Consider the following 25,433-nt stretch of genomic DNA (forward strand, 5'->3'; position numbering starts at 1 on the left):
GTCTTCGAGGAACCGCCAGTCGATCGAGCCCGACAGTCTGACCAGCGCATGGTCCGGATCGACGATTTGATCGAGCCTCGCCTTGAACAGATCGTTCTGTCCGCTCTCCCGCCGCGCCTTCGGCCGCATTGCAATTGCCCGTCGTTGATTAGCCCGCCGCGACAGAATCACAGCGATCGCCCAAGAGCAATTTGCAAGAAACTGCGGGCTCACCCGCCGAAATCCTGCGAACAGAACCATGTCTGTTCGCCAAAAATCGATTCTCTCTCAACGGCTTGCGTGTTCTTCACAACCGACTTGCTGGACAGCATCACCTGTCAAACCAGGAGATCGCTGAGGTCCCGCCATTCCGGATTATCGCGCTCGATCAGCTCGATCTTCCAGTCGCGCTTCCAGCGTTTGAGCTGCTTTTCGCGAGCGATCGCGTCTTCGGCGCGTTCATACGCTTCGGTGTAGACCAGCCGATGCACGCTGTATCGCTTGACGAACTCGGAGCCCTTGCCGCTTCGGTGCTGCTCCAGGCGCGTCTGGAGCGAGTTGGTCACGCCGATGTAGAGCGTTCCGTGATGGCGGCTGGCGAGGATGTAGACGTAGTACATGCTCGGGGGCGCCTGTCCGGGCTAGCTGGATGGGCCGATGGTTATGGGTCCCTGCGTTCGCAGGGACGACACCATCCTAGAGGCACGACTTCGCATCTCGCTCATGCCCCTTCACACCATCGCTTCGGCCACCACCATGTAGTTGACGTCCATATCCGAGGAGAGCGACCATTTGTCGGCGAAGGGCGAGTAGACCACGCCGGTCTGCTCGGTGATGACGAGACGGTTGTCGAGCAGATATTTCGTCAGCTCGTCCGGGGTGACGAACTTGTTCCACTCGTGGGTGCCGCGCGGCAGCCAGCGCAGGACGTATTCGGCGCCGACGATAGCGAGCGCAAAGCTCTTCCAGTTGCGGTTCAGCGTCGAGACCACCATGAGGCCGTTCGGCTTCAGCATCGAGGCGCAGCGCTTCAGGAAGACGCCGACGTCGACGACGTGCTCGACCACTTCCATCGCCAGCACGATGTCGAAGCGCTCGCGCGGGTCGATCTCCTCGACCGTGGTGCAGCGGTAGTCGATCGCAAGATGGCCCTTGTCGGCATGCAGCTTCGCCGCGGCGATGTTGCTCTGGGAGGGATCGACGCCGATGACCTGCGCGCCGAGGCGCGACAGCGGCTCGCACAACAGGCCGGCGCCGCAGCCGATGTCGAGCACGCGCAAGCCGGCGAGGCAGTTGAGGCTGCGCACATTGCGCTCGAACTTGCGGCAGGCGGCATCGCGAATATAGCCGAGCCGCAGCGGGTTGATCCGGTGCAGCGGCGCCATCTTGCCATTGGGGTCCCACCACTCTGCCGAGAGTTTCGAGAATTTGGCGATCTCGGCGGCATCGACGGTCGAGCCCGGCTGCGGGCTGGCGGAGAGGGAAGTATTTTGCTGCATGCTCATGGTTGCGCGCGGTCCTACCGCGTGGTGATCGAACTACGGAAGGCGAGCGGCGAGGCGATGGTCTTGATCGTCTCGATGCCCTCGCCGACGCCGCGAATCGTCACGTCGCCGTAGTTGAGAATACGTCCAAGAATGGTCTGGTCGACGTCGACGCTCTCGACCTTGTCCAGCGCCATTTCGAAGGTGCGGCGCTTGATGAAGCCGGTCTTGTGCACAACCCGGAGATTGGTGACGTCGGTCTCGGTGGTGAAGCGGTGGAACCAGCCCTTGACGGTCCAATACAGGGCCGCCAGCGCCGCGACAGCTGCGGCCGCGAGACAAAGCAAAACGAGCCAGTCGACGATCGCCTGGCGCGACAGGACCAGCAGGGCCAGCGTCACGATCCAGGCCAGGATGGCCGGAAAATAGAAGATCCAGTGCGCATTGGTCGAATACAGCACCCGCTCGCCCGGTTGCAGGATCTCGTCAATATAGCGCGCCATAACCTCGATTAACCCATTGCCCGGATTGGCCGGAGCAGGAACCCGCTTGCCCCCGGCCCCGCCCCTCTGTATACGCGCGGTCGGTGTTCGCCAGGCCCGTCCAATGCGGGTCACCATACTGATCCTTATGAGGGAATGCACGCGTCGTCATGAGCCGCCTCGTGATGAAATTCGGCGGCACATCCGTCGCCAACATCGAACGTATCCGCAACGTCGCACGCCATGTGAAGCGTGAGGTCGATGCCGGCCACGAAGTGGCCGTGGTCGTCTCGGCGATGTCCGGCAAGACCAACGAGCTGGTGGCCTGGTGCACCGAGGCCTCGCCGATGCACGACGCGCGCGAGTACGACGCCGTCGTCGCCTCGGGGGAGCAGGTCACCTCCGGCCTGCTTGCCATCGTGCTTCAGGGCATGGGCATCCAGGCCCGTTCCTGGCAGGGCTGGCAGATCCCGATCAAGACCAGCGACGCCCATGCCTCGGCCCGGATCGAGGGCATCGACGGCAGCGAGCTCATCAAGCGCTTTAAGGAGCGCAAGGAGGTCGCGGTCATCGCCGGCTTCCAGGGCATCGAGCCCAAGACCAATCGCATCACCACGCTCGGCCGCGGCGGCTCCGATACCTCGGCCGTGGCGGTCGCCGCAGCCGTCAAGGCCGACCGCTGCGACATCTACACCGACGTCGACGGCGTCTACACCACAGACCCGCGAATCGTGCCGAAGGCCAAGAGGCTCGACAAGATCGCGTTCGAAGACATGCTGGAACTGGCCTCCCAGGGCGCCAAGGTGCTCCAGGTCCGCTCCGTGGAACTCGGCATGGTCCACAACATGCCGATCTTCGTCCGCTCGAGCTTCGACAAGCCCGAGGATATCGACCCGCATGCCAACCAGCCGCCCGGCACGCTGATCTGCAGCGAGGAGGAGATCATGGAAAGCCACGTCGTCACCGGTATCGCCTTCTCCAAGGACGAGGCCCAGATCTCGGTGCGCCAGATCGAGGACAAGCCGGGCGTTGCGGCCTCGATCTTCGGCCCGCTGGCGGATGCCAACATCAACGTCGACATGATCGTGCAGAACGTCTCCGAGGACGGCAAGACCACCGACCTCACCTTCACGGTGCCGGCGGCCGATTATACCCGCGCCAAGGACACGATTACCGCCGCCAAGGGCAAGATCGGCTATGCCCGGCTCGATTCCGCCACCGACGTCGCCAAGATCTCGGTGATCGGCAGCGGCATGCGCAGCCACGCCGGCGTCGCCGCCCAGGCGTTCTCGGCCCTCGCGGGGCGGAATATCAACATCCGGGCCATTACAACCTCCGAGATCAAATTCTCGGTTTTGATCGACGCCGCCTATACCGAGCTTGCGGTGCGCACGCTGCACACGCTCTACGGTCTCGATCAGGCCTAGACGAATTTTCTCTTAGCGGTCGCAGCAAACGCCGAGGTGTCCACACTTTCGCGTTTGGCAGGCGTTTTGCTTGGCAAAACAAGCCCCAATTCGCTATACGGCGAACAGGGTGGGCTGCCAGAAACTGTGCCCCAGTTCAGGCGGTGCTGATTCGGCTCAGGCAACCGCCTGAGCCGGCGCCGGACGAGCAAACTTGTTGTTTTTCTGGATACTGGGCGAGCAGCCGCGGCCCCTTTCGGCCCTGGCAGACGGAGGAGATTGACGGTTCATGCGGAGCGCGTCGGGAGGTCCCCGCGTCTTGTTGAGACGGCTCCGCGAAACCATGGCGGAGCAGGTCTCGGCCCAGGAGCGGCTCGACAAGATCGTGGTGCTGATCGCCGCCAACATGGTGGCCGAGGTGTGCTCGGTCTATGTGCTGCGCATCGACAACACGCTGGAACTCTACGCCACCGAAGGTCTCAATCGCGAGGCGGTGCACCATACCGTGCTGAGCGCCCATGAGGGCCTGGTCGGCCTCGTCGCCAGCGAGGCGACGCCGCTCAATCTGAGCGACGCGCAGAGCCACCCGGCCTTCTCGTTCCGCCCCGAGACCGGCGAAGAAATCTACCATTCCTTCCTCGGCGTGCCGATCCTGCGGGCCGGCAACACGCTCGGCGTGCTGGTGGTGCAGAACCGCGCCAAGCGCAATTATGTCGAGGAAGAGCTCGAGGCGCTGCAGACCACCGCGATGGTGCTGGCGGAGCTGATCGCCTCCGGCGAGCTCTCCGCGCTGGCGCAGCCGGGCCACGAGCCGGCGGCGCGCCATTCCGCGCAGAAGGTCGGCGCCATCCTGTCGGAGGGCATCGCGCTGGGCCACGTCGTGCTGCACGAGCCGCGCGTCGTCATCAAGGACTACATCGCCGAGGACCTGCCGAAGGAGATCAAGCGGCTCGACACCGCGCTCGCCAAGCTGCGCGCCGATCTCGACCGCATGCTGGAGCGCGGCGACGTCGCCGAGGGCGGCGAGCATCGCGAGGTGCTGGAAGCCTACCGTATGTTCGCCAACGACCAGGGCTGGTCGCACAAGCTGCACGAGGCGGTCGCCACCGGCCTCACCGCGGAAGCCGCGGTCGAGCGCGTGCAGTCCGACACCCGCGCGCGCATGCTGCGCTCGACCGATCCTTACTTGCGCGACCGGCTGCACGATCTCGAGGATCTCGGCTACCGCCTGATGCGGCAGCTGGTCGGCCAGGACCACGCGCCCTCACGCGAACAGCTGCCCGACAACGCCATCGTCATCGCGCGCGCGATGGGCCCGGCGGCGCTGCTCGACTACGACCGCAAGCGCCTGCGCGGCATCGTGCTGGAGGAAGGCACCGCCAATTCCCACGTCTCGATCGTGGCGCGCGCGCTCGGCATCCCCGCGGTCGGCGAGGTCCCGAACGCGCCCGGCATCGCCGATCCCGGCGACGCCATCATCGTCGACGGCACCTCCGGCTCGATCTATGTGCGCCCCTCTCAGGAGGTCGAGGCGGCCTTCGCCGAGCGCGTGCGCTTCCGCGCCCGCCGCCAGGCGCAATATCTGGCGCTGCGCGACCGGCCCTGCGTCACCAAGGACGGCCAGAAGGTCGAGCTGATGATCAACGCGGGCCTCGCCATCGACCTGCCGCATATCGAGGACACCGGCAGCGCCGGCATCGGCCTGTTCCGCACCGAGCTGCAATTCATGGTGGGCCAGAGCCTGCCGCGCACCAGCGACCAGCTGGCGCTCTATCGCACCGTGCTGGATGCCGCGGGCACCAAGCCCGTCACCTTCCGCACCCTCGACATCGGCGGCGACAAGGCGCTGCCCTATATGGAAGCCGTGATCGAGGAAAATCCCGCGCTCGGCTGGCGCGCGATCCGGCTCGGGCTCGATCGCCCAGGCCTGTTGCGCGGCCAGATCCGCGCGCTGCTGCGCGCCGGCGGCGGCCGCGCGCTGCGCATCATGTTCCCGATGATCTCGGAGGTCGCCGAATTCGACGCGGCCAAGGCGCTGGTCGAGCGCGAGCTCACTTACTTGCGCCAGCACGGCCACACGCTGCCTGAGAGAATCGACATCGGCACCATGGTCGAGGTGCCCGCCCTGCTCTATCAGCTCGACGAGCTGCTGCGGAAGGTCGACTTCATCTCGGTCGGCTCCAACGATCTGTTCCAGTTCCTGTATGCGGTCGATCGCGGCAATGCCAAGGTCTCCGAACGCTTCGACACCATGTCGGCGCCGATCCTGCGCGCGCTGCGCCAGATCGCGCACAAGTGCCATACGGCGCAGAAGTCGCTCTCGCTCTGCGGCGAGATGGCGTCGAAGCCGATCGGCGCGCTGGCGCTGATTGCGCTGGGCTACCGCTCGCTGTCGCTGTCGGCGACCGCCCTCGGCCCGGTCAAGGCCATGGTGCTCGATCTCGACGCCAAGAAGGCCGAAGCTATGCTCGGCCCGCTGCTAGACGCGCCGGCCGGCAGCGTCTCGATCCGGCAGAAGCTGACGGAATTTGCCGAGGCCGAAGGCCTGGCCTTGTAGCGGGCCTGTCGCCGCTTCCTGCCGCCTCGCCTCTTTCCGCCATTTGAGACTGAACCGATGTCGTCACTGCCCGAAGCCAAACTGGACGTCCTGCTCGCCCATCACGCCTCGCTCGAGGCCGAATCACTGGGGCAGCTTGCCTCCGAGCGCTACGTGCAGATCACGCGCGAGCTCGCCGAGATCACGCCGCTGATCGAAGCGGTGAAGGCCTACCGCTCCGCCGTCAAGGAGCTCGCCGACACCGAGGCGCTGATCGCCGATCCCGCGACCGATGCCGAGATGCGGGCCATGGCGGAAGCCGAGCGCGACGAGCTGGCACCGAAGATCGAGGAGCTGGTCCAGAAGATTCGCGTGGCGCTCTTGCCCAAGGACGCCATGGACGATCGCAACGTGGTGCTGGAAATCCGCGCCGGCACCGGCGGCGACGAGGCCTCGCTGTTTGCCGGCGATCTGTTCCGCATGTACGAGCGCTTCGCTGCCTTGCAGGGCTGGAAGGTCGAGGTGATCTCGGCCAGCGAAGGCACCGTCGGCGGCTACAAGGAAATCATCGCGGAGGTGCAGGGCCGCGGCGCGTTCTCCAAGCTGAAATTCGAATCCGGCGTGCATCGCGTCCAGCGCGTGCCCGACACCGAGACGCAGGGACGAATCCACACGTCTGCGGCGACGGTCGCCGTGCTGCCGGAGGTCGAGGACGTCGATGTCGACATCAAGAACGACGATCTGCGCATCGAGACCATGCGCGCACAAGGCGCCGGCGGCCAGCACGTCAACAAGACCGAATCGGCGATCCGCATCACCCACATCCCGACCGGCATCGTGGTGATGATGCAGGACAGCCGCTCGCAGCACAAGAACCGCGCCTCCGCCATGAACATCCTGCGCTCGCGCATCTACGACGCCGAGCGGCAGCGCGTCGACGCCGCCCGCTCCGCCGAGCGCAAGGAGAAGGTCGGCTCCGGCGACCGCTCCGAGCGCATCCGCACCTACAATTTTCCGCAAGGGCGCGTCACCGACCACCGCATCAATCTGACGCTCTACAAGCTGCCGCAGGTGATCGCGGGCGAAGCGCTCGGCGAATTGATCGACGCGCTGACCACCGAGCACCAGGCCGCACAGCTCGCCGCACAAGGCGTGGCGGCGTGACGCGTGAGTAATCCCCTCACCGGACAATCCATCGAGAGCGCGCGGCGCTCGCTGGCTGGACTGCTGAGATCGGCGGGAGTCGAGGAGGCCGAGCTCGACGCCCGTATCCTGGTCGGCGCGGTCCTCGGCCTCGATCTGACCGGCCTGATCGCGCAAGCCGCCCGGCCGCTCACCGACGCCGAGGCCTCGCGGCTCACCCAGCATGCACAGCGCCGCAGCGCCGGCGAGCCGGTGGCGCGCATTCTCGGCACACGCGAATTCTGGGGCCTGCCGTTTCGCCTGTCGGAAGCAACCCTGGTCCCGCGCCCCGATACCGAGACCGTGGTCGAGCTTGCGCTCGAGATCCTTCGCGAACGGAAAGCGGCACCGCCTCCGCGCATCGCCGACATTGGCACCGGATCGGGTGCGATCCTGCTCGCGCTGTTGCACGAAATTCCCGATGCGTTCGGCATCGGCACCGATATCAGCCTGACCGCGCTCAGCACGGCGCGGGACAATGCCGTCGCTCTCGGTCTCGGCGGCCGCGCCGCTTTCGTCGCCTGCTCCTATGCGTCAGCGCTCCGCGGCCCGTTCGACCTCATCGTGTCGAACCCGCCCTATATTCCCTCGGCCGAAATTCCGACATTGAGCGTCGAGGTGCGCGAGCACGATCCGCATCTGGCGCTCGATGGCGGCAACGACGGATATGATGCCTACCGCGCCCTGATCCCGCAGGCGAGCGAGCGCCTCGCCCCCGGCGGAGCGCTGATCGTCGAGGCCGGCCGGGGCCAGGCGAGAAATATTGAAACCCTCATGGCGGCAGCGGGGTTAACGATGGACAGGCCACCCAAGGCCGACCTGGCGGGCGTTCCGCGGGCCGTTTCGGCCCGAAAAATGCCCCCATAAAAGCCGGATTGGCTTGCAAAAAGCTCTTGGAATATCCCTTGGGAACGACTACGTTCCGATCAACACATCGGTGCCGGCCCCGTAGACTTGCGGGTGAAAGCCGGGCTCTCGGGCGAGAGCTTTACTGATTATAGGTTCCAAGCCGCAGGTCCTGTGAAGCGCGATAGCCAGTGGAGCTGCGCTGCTCTCCGACCGCAACGTGAACGAAAGCCTGATATTGCGCTTGAAGACTTACGCAACACCGCTGGGCTTGTTTCGGCAGGCAAAATGAATGGATTCGCTGGCGATCAATGCTGGCGGGTGGGGAACGCGTCCTTGTTGAGCGCGAAGGTCGACGAACATTGGCAGGGTTGGATCCGCTCTTGCGCGCGGTGCGCGCATGCGACGTGAAACCGCTGTCGCCAGGTCACTCCTAGCAATCAGTAATGCGTGCAACCTTTAGGGCTGGAATTAAAGGCAGGACATGAGAAACGGTCAGAACAAGCAGCGGATGCGCAACCGCAACAACAATAATAACAACAACAACCGGCGCAGCCAGAACCCGATGACCCGGGTCTACGAGTCCAACGGACCCGACATCAAGATCCGCGGCACGGCTTCGCACATCGCCGAAAAGTACCTCCAGCTCGCGCGCGACGCCCGCTCCTCCGGCGACCCCGTTGCGGCGGAGAACTACTACCAGCATGCCGAGCATTATTTCCGCCTGATCGCGGCGGCGCAGGAGCAGTTCCGCCAGAACCAGCAGCCGCGCGGTGACGAGCCCATCAGCAGCCCCAGCGGCGACGATGAGGACGACGGCGAGAATTTCTCGAATTTCGGCCAGGAGCCGGGCTTCGTCCCGCAGCCGCCGCAGCAGCCTTTCGCGCGCGACCGCGACGGCCAGCGCGATCATCACCAGCGTGATCATCAGCAGCGCGACAACCAGCAGCAGCCCTATCAGCGCGACCAGCAGCCGCGCGAGCACCGCGAACGCGATCATCGTCCGCAGCCGCAATATCAGCCGCAGCCGCTGCCCGCCAACCAGCCGCAGCCGGTCATCGCCGATGCCGGCGTCGATCGCCTGCCGTCCTTCATCACCGGTCCGCAGCCGCAAGTGAATGTCGGCGCAAACGGCGGCCAGCCCGGCTTCGAGGCTGGCGGCGGCGGCGGTGGCGAACGGTTTCCGCGCCGGCGGCGCCGGCCGCATGGCCCGCGCCCCGAGCGCGAGGCAGCGCCAGCCGCCTCGAGCGACGATCTCGCGACCGGCGAGTAAGCTTTTTCTGATCTTCTGATCTGAACTCGTCCCGGCCTCGCCGGGACGAGTTTTTTCAGCCGCGCGTCACCGTCGAGGACGGCACCAGCACGGGCTTGGCGAGCGAGGGAATCAGCCGCGCCCGCTCGCGCTTGGCGGGGATCGCACGATAGACCTGCTTGGTGGCCTCGACGATGTGCACGCCGGCAAAAGGCAGCGACAGCGCCGCACCGGCGCGCTCCCACATCTGTGCCGATCTCAGCACCCAGCCGCCGGCATAGGGCGGCATGAACAACGCCTCGCCCCACGCGGTCGGCGTGAACCAGGTCTGGCGCAACAGATCGGTGATCTGCGAGCGCGAATAGGGCCGGCCGTGACCGAACGGCGTGCTGTCGGTGCGGGTCCACACCCCGCGCCGGTTCGGGATCACGGCGATCACGCGGCCCGAGGGCGACAGCACGCGCCACACTTCGCGCAGCAGCGCGGCCGGATCGTCCGACATCTCCAGCGCGTGAACCAGCAGGATGCGGTCGACCGCGGCGTCCGGAAGCGGCAGCGAGAATTCGTCGACCAGCGAGGCCAGCGCCGGCCGTCCCGTCGGCCATTTCAGGACGCCCTGGGCCGCCGGCATGAAGGCGATGCAGCGCTCGGCATCTTCGCGGAACAACCCCAGATAGGGCGTGGGATAGCCGAGGCCGAGCACGCGCTGGCCCTCGGCGCTTGGCCAGCGCTCCCTGATGCCGCGATTGATCATTTGTCGCGCCACGATCCCGAGGCGACGCGAATAGAACTCGCGGAGGTCGACGACGTCGATGGTCATGACCGCAATGTAACATGCGCAGGGCTGCGCCTGCGCGCGGAATATTGCATTGCCTGCGCAACGTTAACGCCATATCTGTCTGGCGGGGCTGAGCCCGATGGAGATGACATGGCCGCCGAAATTCGTACTTTCACCTGTTTAAACGACAATTTCGGTTATCTGATCCACGATGTGGAAACCAAGGCGACGGCGTCGATCGACGCGCCCGAGGCCGGCCCCATCATCAAGGCGCTGGAGCGCGAGGGCTGGCAGCTCACCGACATCCTGATCACCCATCATCACGGCGATCATGTCGGCGGGGTCGCCGAACTCAAGCGGAAATACGATTGCCGCGTCGTCGCGCCGCACGACAAGACCACCGCGATCGCGAACGTCGACCTGCGTGTCGCCAATGCCGACGTGGTCAAGATCGGCAATCTGCTGGCGCGCGTCCTGGAGACGCCCGGCCACACGCTCGACCACGTCTCCTACGTGTTCGACACCGAGAAGACGGTCTTCGCGGCCGACACGCTGTTCTCGATTGGCTGCGGCCGCGTGTTCGAGGGCACCTATCCGATGATGTGGGATTCGCTTCTGAAGCTGCGCGCCCTGCCCGACGACTTCAGGCTCTATTGCGGCCACGAATACACGGCCTCCAACGTCAAGTTCGCGTTGACCGTCGAGCCCGACAATGCGGCGCTCCAGGCACGCGCGGCGGAGGTGGCGAAGCTGCGGGCCGAGAACAAGCCGACCATTCCCACGCTGCTGGGCGAGGAGAAACGCGCCAACGTATTCCTGCGCGCCGACGAGCCACAGGTCGCCGCCAAGCTGCACATGAAGGGCGCGGATGCCGCCGCGGTGTTCGGCGAGCTGCGCGAGCGCAAGAATAAATCCTGACGCACAAGTCCTGAAGAACAAATCCTGACGGGGTTCGATGCCGACCGCAGCCGAGATCATCGCGCGCCTTGAACTGCGGCCGCATCCCGAGGGCGGCCATTATCGCGAGACGTTTCGCGACCAGGCCACCGATGCCAACGGCCGTTCGCGCTCGACCTTGATCTATTTCCTGCTCGCCCGCGGCGAGCGCTCGCACTGGCATCGCGTCGATGCGGTCGAGACCTGGCACTATTACGCCGGCAGCCCCTTGATGCTGCGCATCGCCCATGACGGCTGCTCGCAGCACGAGGTGCGGCTCGGCACCGACCTCGCCGGCGGCGAACGGCCGCAGGCGATCGTGCCGGCCAATGCATGGCAGATGGCGGAAACATCAGGCGAGTGGACCCTGGTCGGCTGCACCGTCGCGCCCGCGTTCGAGTTCGCCGGCTTCGAGCTCGCTCCGCAGGGCTGGGAACCGTAGCTTCGCACCGTCATTTCCGGGTTCGCGCTTCGCGCGCCCCGGAATGACAATCATCGCTTCCTCAGCACCATGTCCTTGGCCGCGATCAGGCCACCGCCGGCAATCAGGATCGCAGCGATGGCGATGTTGGCGCTGGCCTTGGCAAAACCGGCGGCGATGAGGAAGCCGGTCGAGAGCAGCGGGGTCGCGTAGGAGGCGGCGCCGAGCACGCGGATGTCGCCGCGCTTCATGCCGATGTCCCAGGCGTAGAACGCGGCGCCGACGGGGCCGATGCCGAGCGCGATCACCGAGAGCCATTGCAACGCGGTCTCCGGCCAGACGGTGGTTTCGAGCAGGCCATGCATCAGCGCGGCCAGCACGGCGGTGGCCAGGCAGAAGCCCGCGACCGCATCGGTCGGCACCGCCTTCAAGCGGCGCGACAGCACCGAATAGGTTGCCCAGACGAATGCGGCGATGAAGGCTGCGATCAGTCCCGGCACCGCTCCCGGCGCGAAGCCGGAGGTGTTGCCGGCGAACAGCAGCACGGTGCCGACGAGGCCGAGCACGGCGCCGACGATGTGATGCAGGGCGAGCCGCTCGCCGGGCAGGAACGACGAGAACAGCACGATCAAGAGCGGCCACATGTAGTTGAGAAGGCCGGCCTCGGCCGGCGGTGCGAAGCGCAGCGCGAGGAAGTACAGCGCGTGATAGCCGAACAGGCCGCCGACGCCGACGACCCAGACGACCAGCGGCTGACGCAGGCTTTTCGCCGCATCGCCGCGTCCGATCCAGGTGAGCAGGCCGACCAGGCCGCCGATCGCGAAGGTCATCGCGGCGAGCTGAAACGCCGGGATCTTTCCGGTCGCCACCGTCATCACCGAGAGCAGCGACCACATCAGGATCGCGGTCAATCCGATCAGCGTAGCGGTACGGGGAGTCATCGGCCCAATGTTTCCGTCATGGCCGGGCTTGTCCCGGCCATCCACGTTCTTCGTGGCGACGGCTGTTGTAAGGCCGTGGAGGCCCGGGACAAGCCCGGGCATGACGATGCGGGAAATATCAGCCGGTGTGATGCGCTCGCATCACACCATGTACTGGCCGCCATTGACCGTCAGCGTCGATCCCGTGATGAAGCCGGACTCGTCGGCGGCGAGGAACACGACCGCGCGCGCGATTTCCTCGGGCTCGCCGAGCCGAGCGGCCGGAATCTGCGGGATCACGTTCTTCTCCAGAACGTCCTTCGGCACCGCCTGCACCATTTCGGTGTTGATGTAGCCGGGGCAGATCGCATTCACGGTGATGCCGCCCTTGGCGTTCTCCAGCGCTAAGGCCTTGGTGAAGCCGATGTCGCCGGCCTTCGCCGCGGAGTAATTGACCTGGCCGAACTGCCCCTTCTGTCCGTTGATCGATGAGATCGAGATGATGCGGCCGAACTTGCGCGCGCGCATGCCCTCGATGACCTGGCGCGTCATGTTGAACAGCGATCCGAGATTGGTGTTGATGACGGCGTTCCACTGCTCGAGCGTCATCTTGTGGAAGGCGGTGTCGCGGGTGATGCCGGCATTGTTGACGAGCACCTCGACCGGCCCGAGATCGGCCTCGACCTTCTTCACGCCCTCGGCGCAGGCCTCGAAGCTGCTGACGTCCCATTTGTAGACGGCAATGCCGGTCTCGGCCTTGAACTTGTCCGCCGCCGCGTCGTTGCCGGCATAGCTCGCCGCGACCTTGTAGCCGGCCGCCTTCAGCGCCTTGCTGATCGCAGCACCGATGCCCCGCGTACCACCCGTGACCAATGCAACACGTGCCATGTCGTATTCCTTCCCTTGGACTCTTCGGACGTTTCTGACGTGATCGTTTTTAACGTTGGATTATGCGGTTGGTTTGACGGACATCAAGAGCAAAACGCCCGGCGACGAGCCGGGCGTTTGTATTTAGTCGAGGGCTGCGCGATTGCGAAGAATATTTGATTTGCAACCGCCGCCTTTTTAATCGCGTGCAACGCACTCACTGACGTGTGCAGCGCACGCGCAAACTGCGCGTAAGCTGCACGTCGGCTATCGTCAGTCGCGCGCGATGCACATCGCGATGCCCATGCCGCCGCCGATGCACAGCGTGGCGAGGCCCTTCTTCGAATCGCGCTTCTGCATTTCGTGCAGCAGCGTCACCAGCACGCGCGCACCGGACGCACCGACCGGATGGCCGATTGCGATGGCGCCGCCATTGACGTTGACCTTGGAGGTGTCCCAGCCGAGGTCCTTGTTGACGGCACAGGCCTGGGCCGCGAAGGCTTCGTTGGCCTCGATCAGATCGAGATCGCCGACATTCCAGCCCGCCTTCTTCAGCGCGGCGCGCGAAGCCGGGATCGGGCCCGAGCCCATGATCTTGGGATCGACGCCGGCCTGCGCCCAGGAAACGATCCGCGCCAGCGGCTTCTTGCCTTCCTTGGCCGCCTGCTTGGCGGTCATCAGCACCACGGCGGCAGCGCCGTCATTGATCCCGGACGCAGAGCCTGCGGTGACCGTGCCGTCCTTCTCGAAGGCGGGACGGAGCTTGGCCATCGCGTCGAGCGTTGCGCCATGACGCGGATATTCGTCGGCGCTGACGACGACGTCGCCCTTGCGGGTCTTGATGGTGACGGGGACGATCTCGTCGTTGAACTTGCCGGCCTTCTGCGCCGCCTCGGCCTTCTGCTGCGAGGCCACCGCGAACTCGTCCTGCTGGGCGCGGGTGATCTGCCACTGCCGCGCGACGTTCTCGGCGGTATTGCCCATGTGGTAGCCGTTGAAGGCATCCCACAGACCGTCCTTGATCATGGTGTCGACGAACTCGACGGGTCCCATCTTGACGCCGCCACGCAGATACTGGGCGTGCGGGGCCATGCTCATGGATTCCTGGCCGCCTGCAACCACGATCTCGGAATCGCCGTTGAGCAGCGCCTGGTAGCCGAGTGCGACCGTGCGCAGGCCCGAGCCGCAAAGCTGGTTGACGCCCCAGGCCGGGCTCTCCACCGGGATGCCGGCGGCGATCGAGGCCTGGCGGGCGGGGTTCTGGCCCTGCGCGGCGGTCAGGATCTGCCCCATGATGACTTCCGAGACCCGGCCGGGCTCGATGCCACCGCGCTCCAGCGCCCCCTTGATGGCGATGGCGCCGAGATCGTGGGCGGGAAGGGTCGCGAACGCTCCGTTGAAGCTACCGACCGGGGTGCGGGCGGCGCTGACGATGACGACATCGTCTGACATGGGCATCTCCTGAGGCTTGAGGTTTTTTAAAGGGGGCAGGCGGAGCTTTACGAGAACGGCTCGCCAGTGTCGTGAGCCATCCTGTTAACGTCGTTGAGGCATGTCAATCGGCCGGCGACCGAATTCGTGCCGCAGCGCATTCAAAATAGCGTTCTTGGCGCTTTCGCAAGCAAGATTTTGCTCTGCGATTAACCGTGCCGCACAAAACGGTAGCGTGACCCCTTTGAAAATGCTTATTTTGTTGCGTTGCGTACTCTTCCCGCCCTGCGGCATGGCCCGCCGGGTTCCCGTTCTCCGCGCTTGCAAGTGAGAGCCCATGGCGAAATCAGACCAACCCACCACCATCAAGAAATACGCGAACCGCCGGCTCTATAACACCGGAACGAGCACCTATGTGACGTTGGAAGACCTCGCCGCGATGGTCAAGGAAGGCGAGGATTTCCTGGTCTATGACGCCAAGACCGGTGACGACATCACCCGCTCGGTGCTGGCCCAGATCATTTTCGAGCAGGAGAACAAAGCCGGCCAGAACCTGCTCCCGACCACCTTCCTGCGCCAGCTGATCCGCTTCTACGGCGACAGCATGCAGATGGTGGTGCCGAAATATCTGGAGCAGTCGATCGCGACCCTGACCCAGGAGCAAGAGAAGTTCCGCAAGCAGATCGCCAATACGCTGTCCGGCACTCCTTTTGCTCCTTTGGAAGAACAAGTCCGCCGTAACATGGAGCTGTTCCAGCAGACCTTCTCGATGTTCAAGCCCTTCGTCCCGCCGCGCCCGGCGGCCACCGCCGAGGCGGGGTCGGACGCGAATGCTGAAACGCCGAAGGACAGCAACATCGACGATCTGCGCCAGCAGATGAAGGAAATGCAGGAGCGCCTGGAGCGGATGTCGAAGAAGGAGGAGTAGCTCCTCCTTCGTCCCGTCCCCCGCTTGAGCCGGAGGATATGAGATGTCCGACCGAAGCTCCCATTGGGACAGCGTCTACGCCACCAAGGGCGAGGACGAGGTCAGCTGGTTTCAGAATAGCCCGTCGACCTCGCTCGCGATGATCCGGGCGACCAATCCCGATCGCGGGTCGGCCATCATCGATATCGGCGGCGGCGCCTCGCGTCTGGTCGATGCGCTGCTGGCTGACGGATATCGCGACGTCTCTGTGCTGGATCTTTCCGCCCATGCGCTTGACGCGGCGAAGAAGAGAATCGGCGCAGCCGCTTCGATGGTCGACTGGATCGTTGCCGATGCCACCAGATGGCAGCCGGCGAAGACCTACGACGTCTGGCACGACCGCGCCGCGTTTCACTTCCTGACCGACCCCAAGGACAGGGCGGCTTACGTCGAGCGCCTGCGGTCTGCGGTTGCGCCCGGCGGCCACGTCATCATCGCGACGTTTGCGCCCGATGGTCCGGAGAAATGCAGCGGCCTGCCGGTGCAGCGCCATGACAGCGCCAGCCTCAAAGCGGAGCTCGGGCCGGAGTTCGAGCTGATCGAGACGCGCCGCGAGACGCATCAGACACCGTGGCATTCGACGCAGGCGTTTCAGTTCAGCCGGTTTCGGAAGCGCAGCTAAAAGCCGCTGTCATGCCCCGGCTTGACCGGGGCATCCAGTACGCCGCGACTTCTCGATTCTTTCACGACGGCCTCTGGAATACTGGATCGCCCGGTCAAGCCGGGCGATGACAGCGGAGAGCTCCGCACAAGCCCTCGAAAAACGGAGGAATCGGCGCCTACGCCGCCAGCTTCACCGCATGCGCAAAGTCCCAATAGAGGTTTCGCGCTTTTGCGTAGAACGGACCCGGCTTCAGCTCGCGCGCGTCGATGCGGATCACCGGGGCGACTTTGGCGAAATTGCCGGTGGAAAAGATTTCGTCGGCAGCGAGGAAGTCGGCATAGCGCAACGTCTTCTCGATCACGGTGACGCCGTCGCCGCGAAGCAGGCCTATGACGCGCTGGCGCGTGATGCCGTCGAGGAACGTGCCGTTGGGAACGGGCGTGTAGACCACGCCGTCCTTGGCCATGAACACGTTGGAATTGCCGAACTCGGCGACATTGCCGAGCATGTCCAGCATCAGCGCGTTCTGGAAGCCGCGCGAGGCGGCTTCCGCCAGCGCACGCGAATTGTTCGGATAGAGGCAGGCCGCCTTCGCCTCCACCGGCGCGCATTCGGCGGTGGGCCGGCGGAACGGCGACAGGGTGATGGCGTTGCCGACCGGCTTTGGCATCGGCGCCTCGTAGATGCACAGGCACCAATTGGTGGTTTCGGGATCGAACAGCACGCCGCCGCCCGAGCCGTTCTGCGCCCAATACATCGGACGGACGTAGAGCTCGGCATTGGCCGCGAAGCGTGCGATGCCTTCGGTCGCAAGCCCGAGCCAGGTGCCGGTATCGACCACCTGCTTCAGGCCAAAATTGATCGCGGATTGATTGGCGCGCGCGAGGTGACGGTCGAGATCGGGCGCGACGCCCTCGAACGCGCGCGCACCGTCGAATACCACCGAGCCGAGCCAGGCCGCGTGCGTGCGCGGGCCCATGATCGGCACGTTGCCGTCGTGCCATTTGCCCTCGAAGAAGGTCCAGCTCGGCGAATATTCGATCGGCTTCTTGATCTCGGCCATGACGGCCTCCCCTTGAAAATATCCGGGCACTATTGTCCCAATTTCTAAACGATTTGCTGCCGGACCTGCACCCTCCCCTGGAGGGTAAAACGCGCCAAACAGGCTATAATACGGGCGATGATACGGAGATTGCCATGCCGCTCGATCCGCTCGCAAAGCGCTTGTTGACCATGATGGCCGCGGCTGCGCCGCAGGCGAAAAGCCGGCCGAGCGTGGAGGCGCGGCGGCAATCGCTGGCCAAGCTGATGCAGTTCGCGCGTGCGGATGCGCCGGATGTGACGACGCGCGACGGCGTGCTGCCCGGCCGCGACGGCGAGGTGCCCTATCGCCTCTACACGCCTGCAAATGCCGACGAGCTTGCACCGGGCTTCGTGTTCTTTCATGGCGGCGGCCTCGTCGCCGGCGGCATCGCCACGCATGATCGCATCGCGGCGGCGCTGGCGCATGCCACCGGCTGCCGCCTCGTTTCCGTCGACTACCGGCTCGCGCCGGAGCACAGATTTCCTGCCGCCGTCGACGATGCCATCGCCGCCACCGAATGGGTCGCGCGCGAGGCCGCATCGCTCGGGATCGACCCGGACCGCCTGGTGGTCGGCGGCGATTCCGCCGGTGCAACGCTCGCTGCGATCGTATGCCAGGAGGCGGCGCAGACCGCGGGCCTTGCCATCGCCGCGCAATGCCTGATCTGCCCGGTGCTGGATTTCGAGGAAACCTCGCCGTCGCGCGAGGCCTTTGCCGAGGGTCATCTGATCGATCGCGTCACGATCGAGGCCGATCTTTCCGACTATCTGCCCGAGGGCATCGACACCGCCGACCCCCGCGTGTCTCCCCTGCGCGCCACCCGGCTCACGGGCCTGCCGACCGCGATCATCCACACCGCCGAGTACGACCCGATGCGCGATGAAGGCAATGCCTATGCCCGCAAGCTGCTCGCCGCGGGCGTCGCCGTCGAGCATGTCTGCCACGACGGCATGGTTCACAATTTCCACGCCATGGGCGCGATCCTGCCGCAGGCTCAGCTCGTGCTGTCGCAGATCGGCGAGCAGGTGCGGCGAGCGGTGGAGAGGTAGATCACACGCGCGCGCCGAGCACGGCCCTGGCCGCCATGACATAGTCAGGCCAATGCGCGTCCGCATAACGCTCCGCCTGGCGGGCGCAGGTGACGTCGGGCGCATGCGCTGCGGCAATCATGCGCGCAAAGCGTTCTTCGGCAACCGTCACATCATCGACCACTGGCGCCGGTGCGGCCGCCGCAGCGGTCGGAGCGAGGGCGAGCCCCGCCATTCCGGCGAGCAGGATGCGGCGTGACGTGGTCATGGCTGTCGTCCTCCGTTGTCTGGCCTGCACTCTGGCCGGCGAGAGTGTCGGTGCAGTCACGGCAGGGTAGCCGCGTGCGTCGATACAGTCCATCGTTTACGGATACCGCTTGACCGCGGGAGCGATCACGTTCCATCTAGCGTGCGCTTCCGCCACCAGAGCCTCACGCGTCGGATTGTCACGTGTCAACTCGTAACCCACCGCATCGTCCGGCTTTGCGCGCCGTCGCGCTGGGGCTGGCCTGCGTGACGGTTTCAGCAAGCGCGGCCTTCTCCGCCGAGGCGGACGAGGACGCACCGGCAAAGCCGACTGTTCCGAACATCTACCTCGACCTCCGCACCAGCTACGCGACGATCCCCGCAGGCACGCTCGGGCTCGGCTTCGGCAACACCTCGCTGTCGGCCGCGTTCCAAGCCCTGGCGGCGCGACGAAGCACGACGCTGCCGAACGGCTTGCCGGCGGCGAAGTCGATTGCCGTTGACCTGCCGCTGACTGTCGACGTCACCGACCGTGTCTCGCTCTATGGCGGCGTGTCCGGATCGACGACGGATATCGGCGGCGGCTGGTCGTCCTTCGACATCACCAGCTGGAACATCGGCGTGCAGGCCGACCTCCACCAGCAGAATGGCGGCAAGATCCCGACGATCACGCTGCAATCGACGCTGACGCAGTCGGTGCCGAACGAGCAGGGCATGACGAATTCGCTGAACAACATCCTGGAATTCGACTACGCGCTCGACGAGGACGAGACGCGGGGCTGGCTGACCGGCGTGCAACATACCTACACCACCATCGCCAGCCCGTTCGCCAGCATCCGGCCGAACACGATCCTCTATGCCGGCGGCTATTACCAATGGCCGAGCAATTGGAAGTTCACCGGGCGCGTTGGCATGCAGTCGTTCGGCGGCGCGCAGCTGGCGGGTCGGACGTTTGCGGAATCTTTCACGCAGCCGATCCTGCGGCTCGACCTTGATCGCATGGACGACAACGACAACCGCCTGTTCGGCATCACCGCACAGATCGCCTGGACGCCGAAGCCGTCCTATCAGCTGACGCTGCGAACACCGCTCTACGCCGTGCGCAATTGAGCGTGATCCCGGAAAAGGATCTGCTCAAACGAAACGAAGCCGCTGCTAATCCGGAACCGGCACGTCGAACGTGTTGAGCGTGACCGAGACCATGCAGTAGACGCCGACCAGATAGGACAGCTCGGCCGCACCGTGTTCGCCGAACTCCTTCACCGCCGCACGATAGGTCAGCTCCGGCAGCACGCCACCGCTGACCAGGGCCGAGGCCATGTCATAGGCGACCGCCTCCTGCCTGGTCAGATCGACAGGCCGCTGTCCGGCGACGATGGTCGCCAGCTTCTCGTCGGACAGACCGCGCTGCTCGGCGACCAGAACGTGGGCATAGAGCTCGTAACCGGACCGGAAATGCGAGCCGGTGACGAGGATCGCGACCTCACGCACCGGCGCCGGCAGCAGCGGGTTCGACGCGATCGCCTTGACCAGCTCCCACACCGGCCCGCCGAAGCGCGGCTCGCGAATCCAGGGGTTCCAGGGCCCGAGCAGCGCGCCGTCGTCGCGCATGTTCACAAAACCCTTGAAATGGTCGGTGATGCCGGCTCGCATGTCGTCATAGAGCGGCTTCTGTTCGCCAGTCAGATCCTTGGGATCGAGAATGGGAAGGCGCACGGCAGGATCTCCTCGTTGAGACCACAACCGTCACCTGCATGCGTGCGCAGGGCAAGTGAAGTTGCCGTGACGGTCGTGCCAATTTGGAAAACGGCAGGAAGACGCTGCTATGACGCGGCGGGACTTCGTACGCTCTGCGGATTGAAGACGTCGTCGACGGCAAGCGTCAACGGCTCGCCCGTCGTGAGAAACGACGACAGCGCCGCCTCGAACGGCGCCGGATCGAGCCCGCGCGCCTTCAGCCATTCGGGCTCGTAATAGGTTTGCCGGTAGCGCTCGCCGGAATCGCAGATCAGCGTCACCAGCGACCCCGCGACGTTCGCCTGGCGCATCTCCGAGGCCAGCCGGCACAGCGCCAGGAAATTGGTGCCGGTGGAGCCGCCCACCGGGCGACGCAGCCGGCGCGACAACACGTTCATCGCCGCGATCGTGGCCACGTCCGGAATCTTCATCATGCGGTCGACCACTTCAGGCACGAAGGAGGGCTCGCAACGCGGCCGGCCGACGCCCTCGATCAGCGACGGGCGGTCGCAGACATGCGAGCGGTCCTGCGAGCGGAAACAATCGAAGAAGGCGGAATGCTCGACATCGGCAACGCATAGCCGTGTCGGATACTGCCGGTAGCGCAAATAGCGCCCGATGGTGGCCGAGGTGCCGCCGGTGCCGGCGCCCATCACGATCCAATCCGGCAACGGGCGCGGCTCGCCCTGCAATTGCGTAAAGATCGACTCGGCGATGTTGTTATTGCCGCGCCAATCGGTGGCACGCTCGGCGAAGGTGAACTGGTCCATGTAGTGACCGTTCAGCCGCGAGGCGAGCGCGGCGGCTTCCGCATACAGCGCCCGGCCGTCGTCGATCAGATGGCAATGGCCGCCAAAATGTTCGATGGCGGCGATCTTCTCCGCCGAGGTCGTGCGCGGCATCACGGTGTAGAAGGGCACGCCGATCATCTCTGCGAAATAGGCCTCCGACACCGCAGTCGATCCCGACGAGGCCTCGACCACAGGTGTGCCTTCACGGATGTGACCGTTGCAGAGTGCGTAGAGAAACAGCGAGCGCGCCAGGCGATGCTTCAAGCTGCCGGTCGGATGGGTGGACTCATCCTTCAGATAGATGTCGATGCCTGATAGCGCCGGCACGATCAGCCGGATCAGATGCGTATCGGCGGTGCGGCACTGGTCGGCCTCGATCGCGGCCACGGCCTCATCGACCCAGCCGCGCCGATAGGCAGGCCCGGCCGGGTGGCGGAAGGGAAGCGGCTCCATCGGCATGACCAGGCGATTCCTTGAAAACTGATGTCCATCTAAAGCGCGATGCGACTAGGATGAATCGTCATCGCGCTTTAGGTTGTTGTTTAAGCATGATCTTTTCGGAAAACCGCTGCGCACTTTTCCGGATCATGCTTTAGCACGCGGGCGCCTTGTGTGCCGCGCTTAAAATTCCAGCGGCGCGTTGTCGACGACCTCCTTCATCACAAAGAAGGTTCGGGTCTGGCGCACGCCGGGCAGCGCTATGAGCTGCTCGCCGTGGATGCGGTTGAAATCCTCCATGTCGCCGACGCGGATCTTCAGGAAATAGTCGAAGTCGCCGGCGACGAGGTGGCAGTCGAGCACGAATTTCAGCCTGGCAATCGCCTGCTCGAAGCTGGCAAAGCTCTCCGGTGTGGAGCGGTCGAGCACGACGCCGACCATCACGAGCGTGCCCTTCGCCACCTTCTTGGGGGCGACCATGGCGCGGACGGCCGCGATGAACCCGTCCTCGAACAGGCGCTGGGTACGGCGATGGCAGGTGGCGGGGCTGATCGCGACTGATACGGCCAGCTCGGCATTGCTGAGCCGGCCGTTATTCTGCAGCAATCTCAGGATCTTAAGGTCAATACGGTCGAGCCGGGCTGACATGAATGAAACTTCCATTACTGGCCGATTTTCTGGAAGAATTATTAGCTAAAGGCGCTTCGACTGCAATACATGGCGCAATATGGTCGCAATATTCGAGAGCACATTTCTTTTGCGCGATGCTAGGCAGCTGCCGCCATCAACGCCAATCGGGATGACCCCATGAAGCTCGACAAATTTCCGCGCTACAAGCTGACCTTCGGCCCGACGCCCATCGAGAAGCTGGAGCGGCTGTCCAAGCATCTCGGCGGCAATGTCGAGATCTATGCCAAGCGCGAGGACTGCAATTCCGGCCTCGCCTATGGCGGCAACAAGCTGCGCAAGCTCGAATACATCATCCCTGATGCGATCGCCTCCAACGCCGACACCCTGGTCTCGATCGGCGGCGTGCAGTCGAACCACACCCGTATGATCGCCGCGGTCGCGGCCAAGATCGGCATGAAGTGCCGCCTGGTGCAGGAAGCCTGGGTGCCGCACGAGGACGCCGTCTATGACCGCGTCGGCAACATCATGCTGTCGCGCATCATGGGCGCCGACGTGCGTCTGGTCGACGACGGCTTCGACATCGGCATCCGCAAGAGCTGGGAGCAGGCGATCGAGGAGGTGAAGGCCGCGGGCGGCAAGCCTTACGCCATTCCCGCGGGTGCCTCCGTGCACAAATATGGCGGGCTCGGCTATGTCGGCTTCGCCGAGGAAGTGCGCAAGCAGGAGGCCGAGCTCGGCTTCAAGTTCGACTATATCATCGTCTGCACCGTGACCGGCTCGACCCATGCCGGCATGCTGGTCGGCTTTGCCGCCGATGGCCGCGCCCGCAAGGTGATCGGTATCGACGCCTCGTTCACGCCGGCGCAGACCAAAGCGCAGGTGCTCGAGATCGCGCAGAACACCGCTGAGCTCGTCGAGCTAGGCAAGGAGCTCGTCGCCGACGACGTCGTGCTGATCGAAGACTACGCTTATCCCGCCTATGGCGTGCCCTCGGAAGAGACCAAGGAGGCAATCCGCCTCAGCGCGCGTCTCGAAGGCATGATCACCGACCCCGTCTACGAGGGCAAGTCGATGCAAGGCCTGATCGATCTGGCGAAGAAGGGCTATTTCGAGAAGGGCGCGAAGATCCTCTACGCCCATCTCGGCGGCGCCCCCGCGCTGAACGGCTATGCTTATGCGTTCAGGAATGGGTGAGTGAAGGCGTAGCTCTCGCCTTGTACACAGCTGTCGTCCCGGACAAGCGCAGCGAAGCGAAGCGCTGATCCGGGACCCATAATCACAGGGAGATGTTTGGCGAAGAACGTCTCCTCGACTGCCTCAAGATAGATCACGCGGTATGGATCCCGGATCTGCGCGCGCCTTGGGCGCGCAGATCCGGGATGACGGCTGAGTTATTGACGGACTATCGCGTCCTGACGATCTGCAGCAGCTCGTCGCCGTAATGCTCCAGCTTCTTGTCGCCGATGCCGGGGATGTTGCGGAGCTCGTCGAGTGTCGTCGGCCAGGCCCGGACGATGCCGTCGATGGTGGCATCGTGCAGCACCACATAGGCCGGCACGCCGCGCTCGCGCGCGACCTCCGAACGCCACGAGCGCAGCCGCGCGCGCAGCTCGGGATCGACATCGCCTGGCGCGGCGTTGGCGGCGGGCGCAAGGTCGCCGCGGCGGGACTTGCCGCGGCTTGCGCGAATGCGCGTGCCCGGCGCTTCCTCGCGTAGCCACACTTCGGTTTCGCCGCGCAGCACGCCGCGCGCGGTCTCGGTCAGCTTCAGCGCACCGAACGCTTCGCTGTCGCTCTGCAAATGGCCCATCGCCACCAACTGCCGCAGCACGGTGCGCCACTGCTTTTCGTTGAGCTCGCGCCCGATGCCGAACACGGACAATTTGTCGTGGCCGAACTGCGTCACCTTCTCGGTCAGGCGACCGACCAGCACGTCGATCAGGTGCATCGCGCCAAAGCGCTGCCCGGTGCGATAGACGCAGGACAACAGCTTCTGCGCCAGCACCTTGCCGTCGCGCATCTTCGGCGGCGTCAGGCAATTGTCGCAATTGCCGCAGCTCTCGCCCATCAGGATCTCGCCGAAATAGGCGAGCAGCCGCCGGCGCCGGCAGTGCGGCGTCTCGGCAAGGCCGACCAGCGCATCGAGCTTGCCGATCGAGACCCGCTTGAATTCGTCGGAGGCGCTGGACTCGTCGTTCATGCGGCGCTGCTGCACGATGTCCGAGAGCCCATAGGCCATCCAGGCCGCCGACGGCTTGCCGTCGCGGCCGGCGCGGCCCGTCTCCTGATAATAGGCCTCGATGCTCTTGGGCAGGTCGAGATGGGCGACGAAGCGCACGTCGGGCTTGTCGATGCCCATGCCGAAGGCGACGGTCGCAACGATGACGATGCCGTCCTCGTTGAGAAAGCGGTCCTGGTTGCGCGAGCGCACGCTGCCGTCGAGCCCGGCATGGTAGGGCAACGCCGCAACGCCGGCGTCCTGAAGCGCGGCGGCGACCTCCTCGACGCGGTTGCGCGACAGGCAATAGACCACGCCGGCATCGCCCGCATGCCGCTCCCGGATGAACTCCTTCAGCTGCGACACCGCGTTGCGCTTGTCGACGATCTCGTAGCGGATGTTGGGCCGGTCGAAACTCGAGACGAATTGCGGCGCATCCGCGAGCTGAAGCCGCGCGACGATCTCCTTGCGCGTCAGCTCGTCGGCGGTCGCGGTCAGCGCGATGCGCGGCACGCCGGGAAAGCGCTCGGCGATGATGGAGAGGCCGACATATTCGGGCCGGAAGTCATGGCCCCATTGCGAGACGCAATGCGCCTCGTCGATCGCGAACAGCGCCACCTTCGCTTGCGCCAGCAGCGCCAGGCAGCGCGGCGTGACCAGGCGTTCCGGCGCGACATAGAGCAGATCGAGATCGCCCGCGAGCAGGCGGCGCTCGATATCGGAGGCCTCCTGCGGCGTCAGCGACGAGTTCAGCGCGGCGGCGTTGACGCCGGCCTCGATCAGCCCGGCGACCTGGTCGCGCATCAACGCGATCAACGGCGACACCACGATGCCGCAGCCTTCGCGCAGCAATGCGGGGAGCTGATAGCACAGCGACTTGCCGCCGCCGGTCGGCATCAGCACCAGGCAATTGCCGCCGTCCGTGACATGCCGGATGATCTCGCCTTGGGCGCCGCGAAAACCCGGCAGGCCGAACACCGAATGCAGCACCGACAACGCGTCGCGGCCGTTGGCCGGCGCAGGCAGCGGGGCGGTGGAGGGAACGGACATGAGGGAGCTGGAACCTGGGCCGTGAGATTGTCACAAGGCCAGTCGCATGGCGGCGGGGGGCGTGGCAAGTCCAACTTCTCGCTCCGGCAAGTGGTAGCGGAATCGCATATAGGACTGGGC

At 65.1% G+C, this 25,433-nt stretch carries 26 protein-coding genes; 12 read left to right on the forward strand and 14 right to left on the reverse strand.

The genetic code is table 11. From position 1 onward, the window contains the following. The 4 genes from E4K64_RS35115 to E4K64_RS35130 form a co-directional block, all read right to left on the reverse strand. Nucleotides 1–240: hypothetical protein (locus E4K64_RS35115; RefSeq protein ID WP_135167358.1), on the reverse strand; the 240-nt coding region annotated here is incomplete at its 3' end. Between the two features lie 77 nt (nt 241–317). Then, nucleotides 318–599 carry a GIY-YIG nuclease family protein gene (locus tag E4K64_RS35120; protein WP_135167359.1) on the reverse strand — a complete coding sequence of 94 codons (282 nt, stop codon included), beginning with the start codon at nt 597–599 and terminating at the stop codon, nt 318–320. Between the two features lie 111 nt (nt 600–710). Continuing rightward, nucleotides 711–1,484, reverse strand: a complete 774-nt coding sequence (gene ubiG, locus E4K64_RS35125) for a bifunctional 2-polyprenyl-6-hydroxyphenol methylase/3-demethylubiquinol 3-O-methyltransferase UbiG (protein ID WP_167772422.1) — start codon at nt 1,482–1,484, stop codon at nt 711–713. A 14-nt stretch (nt 1,485–1,498) separates the two neighbouring features. Next, nucleotides 1,499–1,966, reverse strand: a complete 468-nt coding sequence (locus E4K64_RS35130) for a PH domain-containing protein (RefSeq protein WP_135167401.1) — start codon at nt 1,964–1,966, stop codon at nt 1,499–1,501. 149 nt (nt 1,967–2,115) lie between these two features. Here E4K64_RS35130 and E4K64_RS35135 point away from each other — a divergent pair, with 149 nt between their 5' ends. From E4K64_RS35135 to E4K64_RS35155, 5 genes are all read left to right on the forward strand, one after another. Continuing rightward, the gene (locus E4K64_RS35135) at nt 2,116–3,372 is read left to right on the forward strand and encodes an aspartate kinase (RefSeq protein WP_135167360.1); all 1,257 of its coding nucleotides are present in this window, start codon (nt 2,116–2,118) and stop codon (nt 3,370–3,372) included. Nucleotides 3,373–3,640: 268 nt separating this feature from the next. After that, complete coding sequence (gene ptsP, locus E4K64_RS35140) at nt 3,641–5,908, forward strand: phosphoenolpyruvate--protein phosphotransferase (protein WP_135167361.1); 2,268 nt, start codon at nt 3,641–3,643, stop codon at nt 5,906–5,908. 57 nt (nt 5,909–5,965) lie between these two features. Then, nucleotides 5,966–7,051, forward strand: coding sequence for a peptide chain release factor 1 (prfA, locus tag E4K64_RS35145; protein ID WP_135167362.1), 1,086 nt, complete (start codon nt 5,966–5,968; stop codon nt 7,049–7,051). Between the two features lie 3 nt (nt 7,052–7,054). Further along, the gene (gene prmC, locus E4K64_RS35150) at nt 7,055–7,936 is read left to right on the forward strand and encodes a peptide chain release factor N(5)-glutamine methyltransferase (RefSeq protein ID WP_135167363.1); all 882 of its coding nucleotides are present in this window, start codon (nt 7,055–7,057) and stop codon (nt 7,934–7,936) included. Nucleotides 7,937–8,399: 463 nt separating this feature from the next. Further along, entirely contained in the window at nt 8,400–9,188 is a 789-nt protein-coding gene (locus E4K64_RS35155) for a DUF4167 domain-containing protein (RefSeq protein ID WP_135167364.1), read from the forward strand. A gap of 55 nt (nt 9,189–9,243) precedes the next feature. On the opposite strand, the gene E4K64_RS35160 is transcribed toward E4K64_RS35155, so the two are convergent. Next, the gene (locus E4K64_RS35160; protein ID WP_135167365.1) at nt 9,244–9,987 is read right to left on the reverse strand and encodes a methyltransferase domain-containing protein; all 744 of its coding nucleotides are present in this window, start codon (nt 9,985–9,987) and stop codon (nt 9,244–9,246) included. 108 nt (nt 9,988–10,095) lie between these two features. Here E4K64_RS35160 and gloB point away from each other — a divergent pair, with 108 nt between their 5' ends. Together gloB and E4K64_RS35170 are read left to right on the forward strand one after the other, a co-directional pair. Next, nucleotides 10,096–10,863 carry a hydroxyacylglutathione hydrolase gene (gene gloB / locus E4K64_RS35165; RefSeq protein WP_126260695.1) on the forward strand — a complete coding sequence of 256 codons (768 nt, stop codon included), beginning with the start codon at nt 10,096–10,098 and terminating at the stop codon, nt 10,861–10,863. Between the two features lie 37 nt (nt 10,864–10,900). Further along, entirely contained in the window at nt 10,901–11,323 is a 423-nt protein-coding gene (locus E4K64_RS35170; protein ID WP_135167366.1) for a cupin domain-containing protein, read from the forward strand. Between the two features lie 50 nt (nt 11,324–11,373). On the opposite strand, the gene yddG is transcribed toward E4K64_RS35170, so the two are convergent. The 3 genes from yddG to E4K64_RS35185 form a co-directional block, all read right to left on the reverse strand. Further along, the gene (yddG, locus tag E4K64_RS35175; RefSeq protein WP_135167367.1) at nt 11,374–12,243 is read right to left on the reverse strand and encodes an aromatic amino acid exporter YddG; all 870 of its coding nucleotides are present in this window, start codon (nt 12,241–12,243) and stop codon (nt 11,374–11,376) included. 141 nt (nt 12,244–12,384) lie between these two features. Next, a complete protein-coding gene (gene phbB, locus E4K64_RS35180; protein WP_135167368.1) occupies nt 12,385–13,110 on the reverse strand; it encodes an acetoacetyl-CoA reductase in 726 nt (241 codons plus the stop codon). Between the two features lie 252 nt (nt 13,111–13,362). Then, nucleotides 13,363–14,541, reverse strand: coding sequence for an acetyl-CoA C-acetyltransferase (locus E4K64_RS35185; protein ID WP_135167369.1), 1,179 nt, complete (start codon nt 14,539–14,541; stop codon nt 13,363–13,365). 316 nt (nt 14,542–14,857) lie between these two features. On the opposite strand from E4K64_RS35185, the gene phaR reads away from it, so the two are divergent. Then, nucleotides 14,858–15,448: a polyhydroxyalkanoate synthesis repressor PhaR gene (phaR, locus tag E4K64_RS35190; RefSeq protein ID WP_135167370.1), complete on the forward strand. Its 591-nt coding sequence runs from the start codon at nt 14,858–14,860 to the stop codon at nt 15,446–15,448. Between the two features lie 43 nt (nt 15,449–15,491). After that, the gene (locus E4K64_RS35195; RefSeq protein ID WP_135167371.1) at nt 15,492–16,109 is read left to right on the forward strand and encodes a class I SAM-dependent methyltransferase; all 618 of its coding nucleotides are present in this window, start codon (nt 15,492–15,494) and stop codon (nt 16,107–16,109) included. Nucleotides 16,110–16,266: 157 nt separating this feature from the next. Here the strand turns inward: E4K64_RS35195 and E4K64_RS35200 are convergent, their stop codons facing one another. Continuing rightward, a complete protein-coding gene (locus E4K64_RS35200; protein ID WP_135167372.1) occupies nt 16,267–17,154 on the reverse strand; it encodes a branched-chain amino acid aminotransferase in 888 nt (295 codons plus the stop codon). 134 nt (nt 17,155–17,288) lie between these two features. Here E4K64_RS35200 and E4K64_RS35205 point away from each other — a divergent pair, with 134 nt between their 5' ends. Next, nucleotides 17,289–18,224 (forward strand): alpha/beta hydrolase, encoded by a 936-nt coding sequence (locus E4K64_RS35205; protein WP_135167373.1) that lies wholly within the window; start codon nt 17,289–17,291, stop codon nt 18,222–18,224. 1 nt (nt 18,225) lies between these two features. On the opposite strand, the gene E4K64_RS35210 is transcribed toward E4K64_RS35205, so the two are convergent. Further along, nucleotides 18,226–18,471: a hypothetical protein gene (locus E4K64_RS35210; RefSeq protein ID WP_135167374.1), complete on the reverse strand. Its 246-nt coding sequence runs from the start codon at nt 18,469–18,471 to the stop codon at nt 18,226–18,228. A 215-nt stretch (nt 18,472–18,686) separates the two neighbouring features. Here E4K64_RS35210 and E4K64_RS35215 point away from each other — a divergent pair, with 215 nt between their 5' ends. After that, nucleotides 18,687–19,559 (forward strand): hypothetical protein, encoded by an 873-nt coding sequence (locus E4K64_RS35215; RefSeq protein ID WP_135167402.1) that lies wholly within the window; start codon nt 18,687–18,689, stop codon nt 19,557–19,559. A gap of 45 nt (nt 19,560–19,604) precedes the next feature. Here E4K64_RS35215 and E4K64_RS35220 read toward each other — a convergent pair whose 3' ends face one another. The 3 genes from E4K64_RS35220 to E4K64_RS35230 form a co-directional block, all read right to left on the reverse strand. Further along, a complete protein-coding gene (locus E4K64_RS35220; RefSeq protein ID WP_135167375.1) occupies nt 19,605–20,165 on the reverse strand; it encodes a carboxymuconolactone decarboxylase family protein in 561 nt (186 codons plus the stop codon). 107 nt (nt 20,166–20,272) lie between these two features. Next, nucleotides 20,273–21,430, reverse strand: coding sequence for a PLP-dependent cysteine synthase family protein (locus E4K64_RS35225; RefSeq protein ID WP_167772425.1), 1,158 nt, complete (start codon nt 21,428–21,430; stop codon nt 20,273–20,275). Between the two features lie 168 nt (nt 21,431–21,598). After that, nucleotides 21,599–22,063, reverse strand: coding sequence for an Lrp/AsnC family transcriptional regulator (locus E4K64_RS35230; RefSeq protein ID WP_135167377.1), 465 nt, complete (start codon nt 22,061–22,063; stop codon nt 21,599–21,601). A 159-nt stretch (nt 22,064–22,222) separates the two neighbouring features. Between E4K64_RS35230 and E4K64_RS35235 the strand changes: the two genes are divergently transcribed. After that, a complete protein-coding gene (locus E4K64_RS35235) occupies nt 22,223–23,239 on the forward strand; it encodes a 1-aminocyclopropane-1-carboxylate deaminase (RefSeq protein WP_135167378.1) in 1,017 nt (338 codons plus the stop codon). 208 nt (nt 23,240–23,447) lie between these two features. Here the strand turns inward: E4K64_RS35235 and recQ are convergent, their stop codons facing one another. After that, nucleotides 23,448–25,313: a DNA helicase RecQ gene (recQ, locus tag E4K64_RS35240; protein WP_135167379.1), complete on the reverse strand. Its 1,866-nt coding sequence runs from the start codon at nt 25,311–25,313 to the stop codon at nt 23,448–23,450. Between the last annotated feature and the right edge of the window lie 120 nt (nt 25,314–25,433).

This window comes from Bradyrhizobium frederickii (genome assembly GCF_004570865.1).
Lineage (GTDB): Bacteria > Pseudomonadota > Alphaproteobacteria > Rhizobiales > Xanthobacteraceae > Bradyrhizobium > Bradyrhizobium frederickii.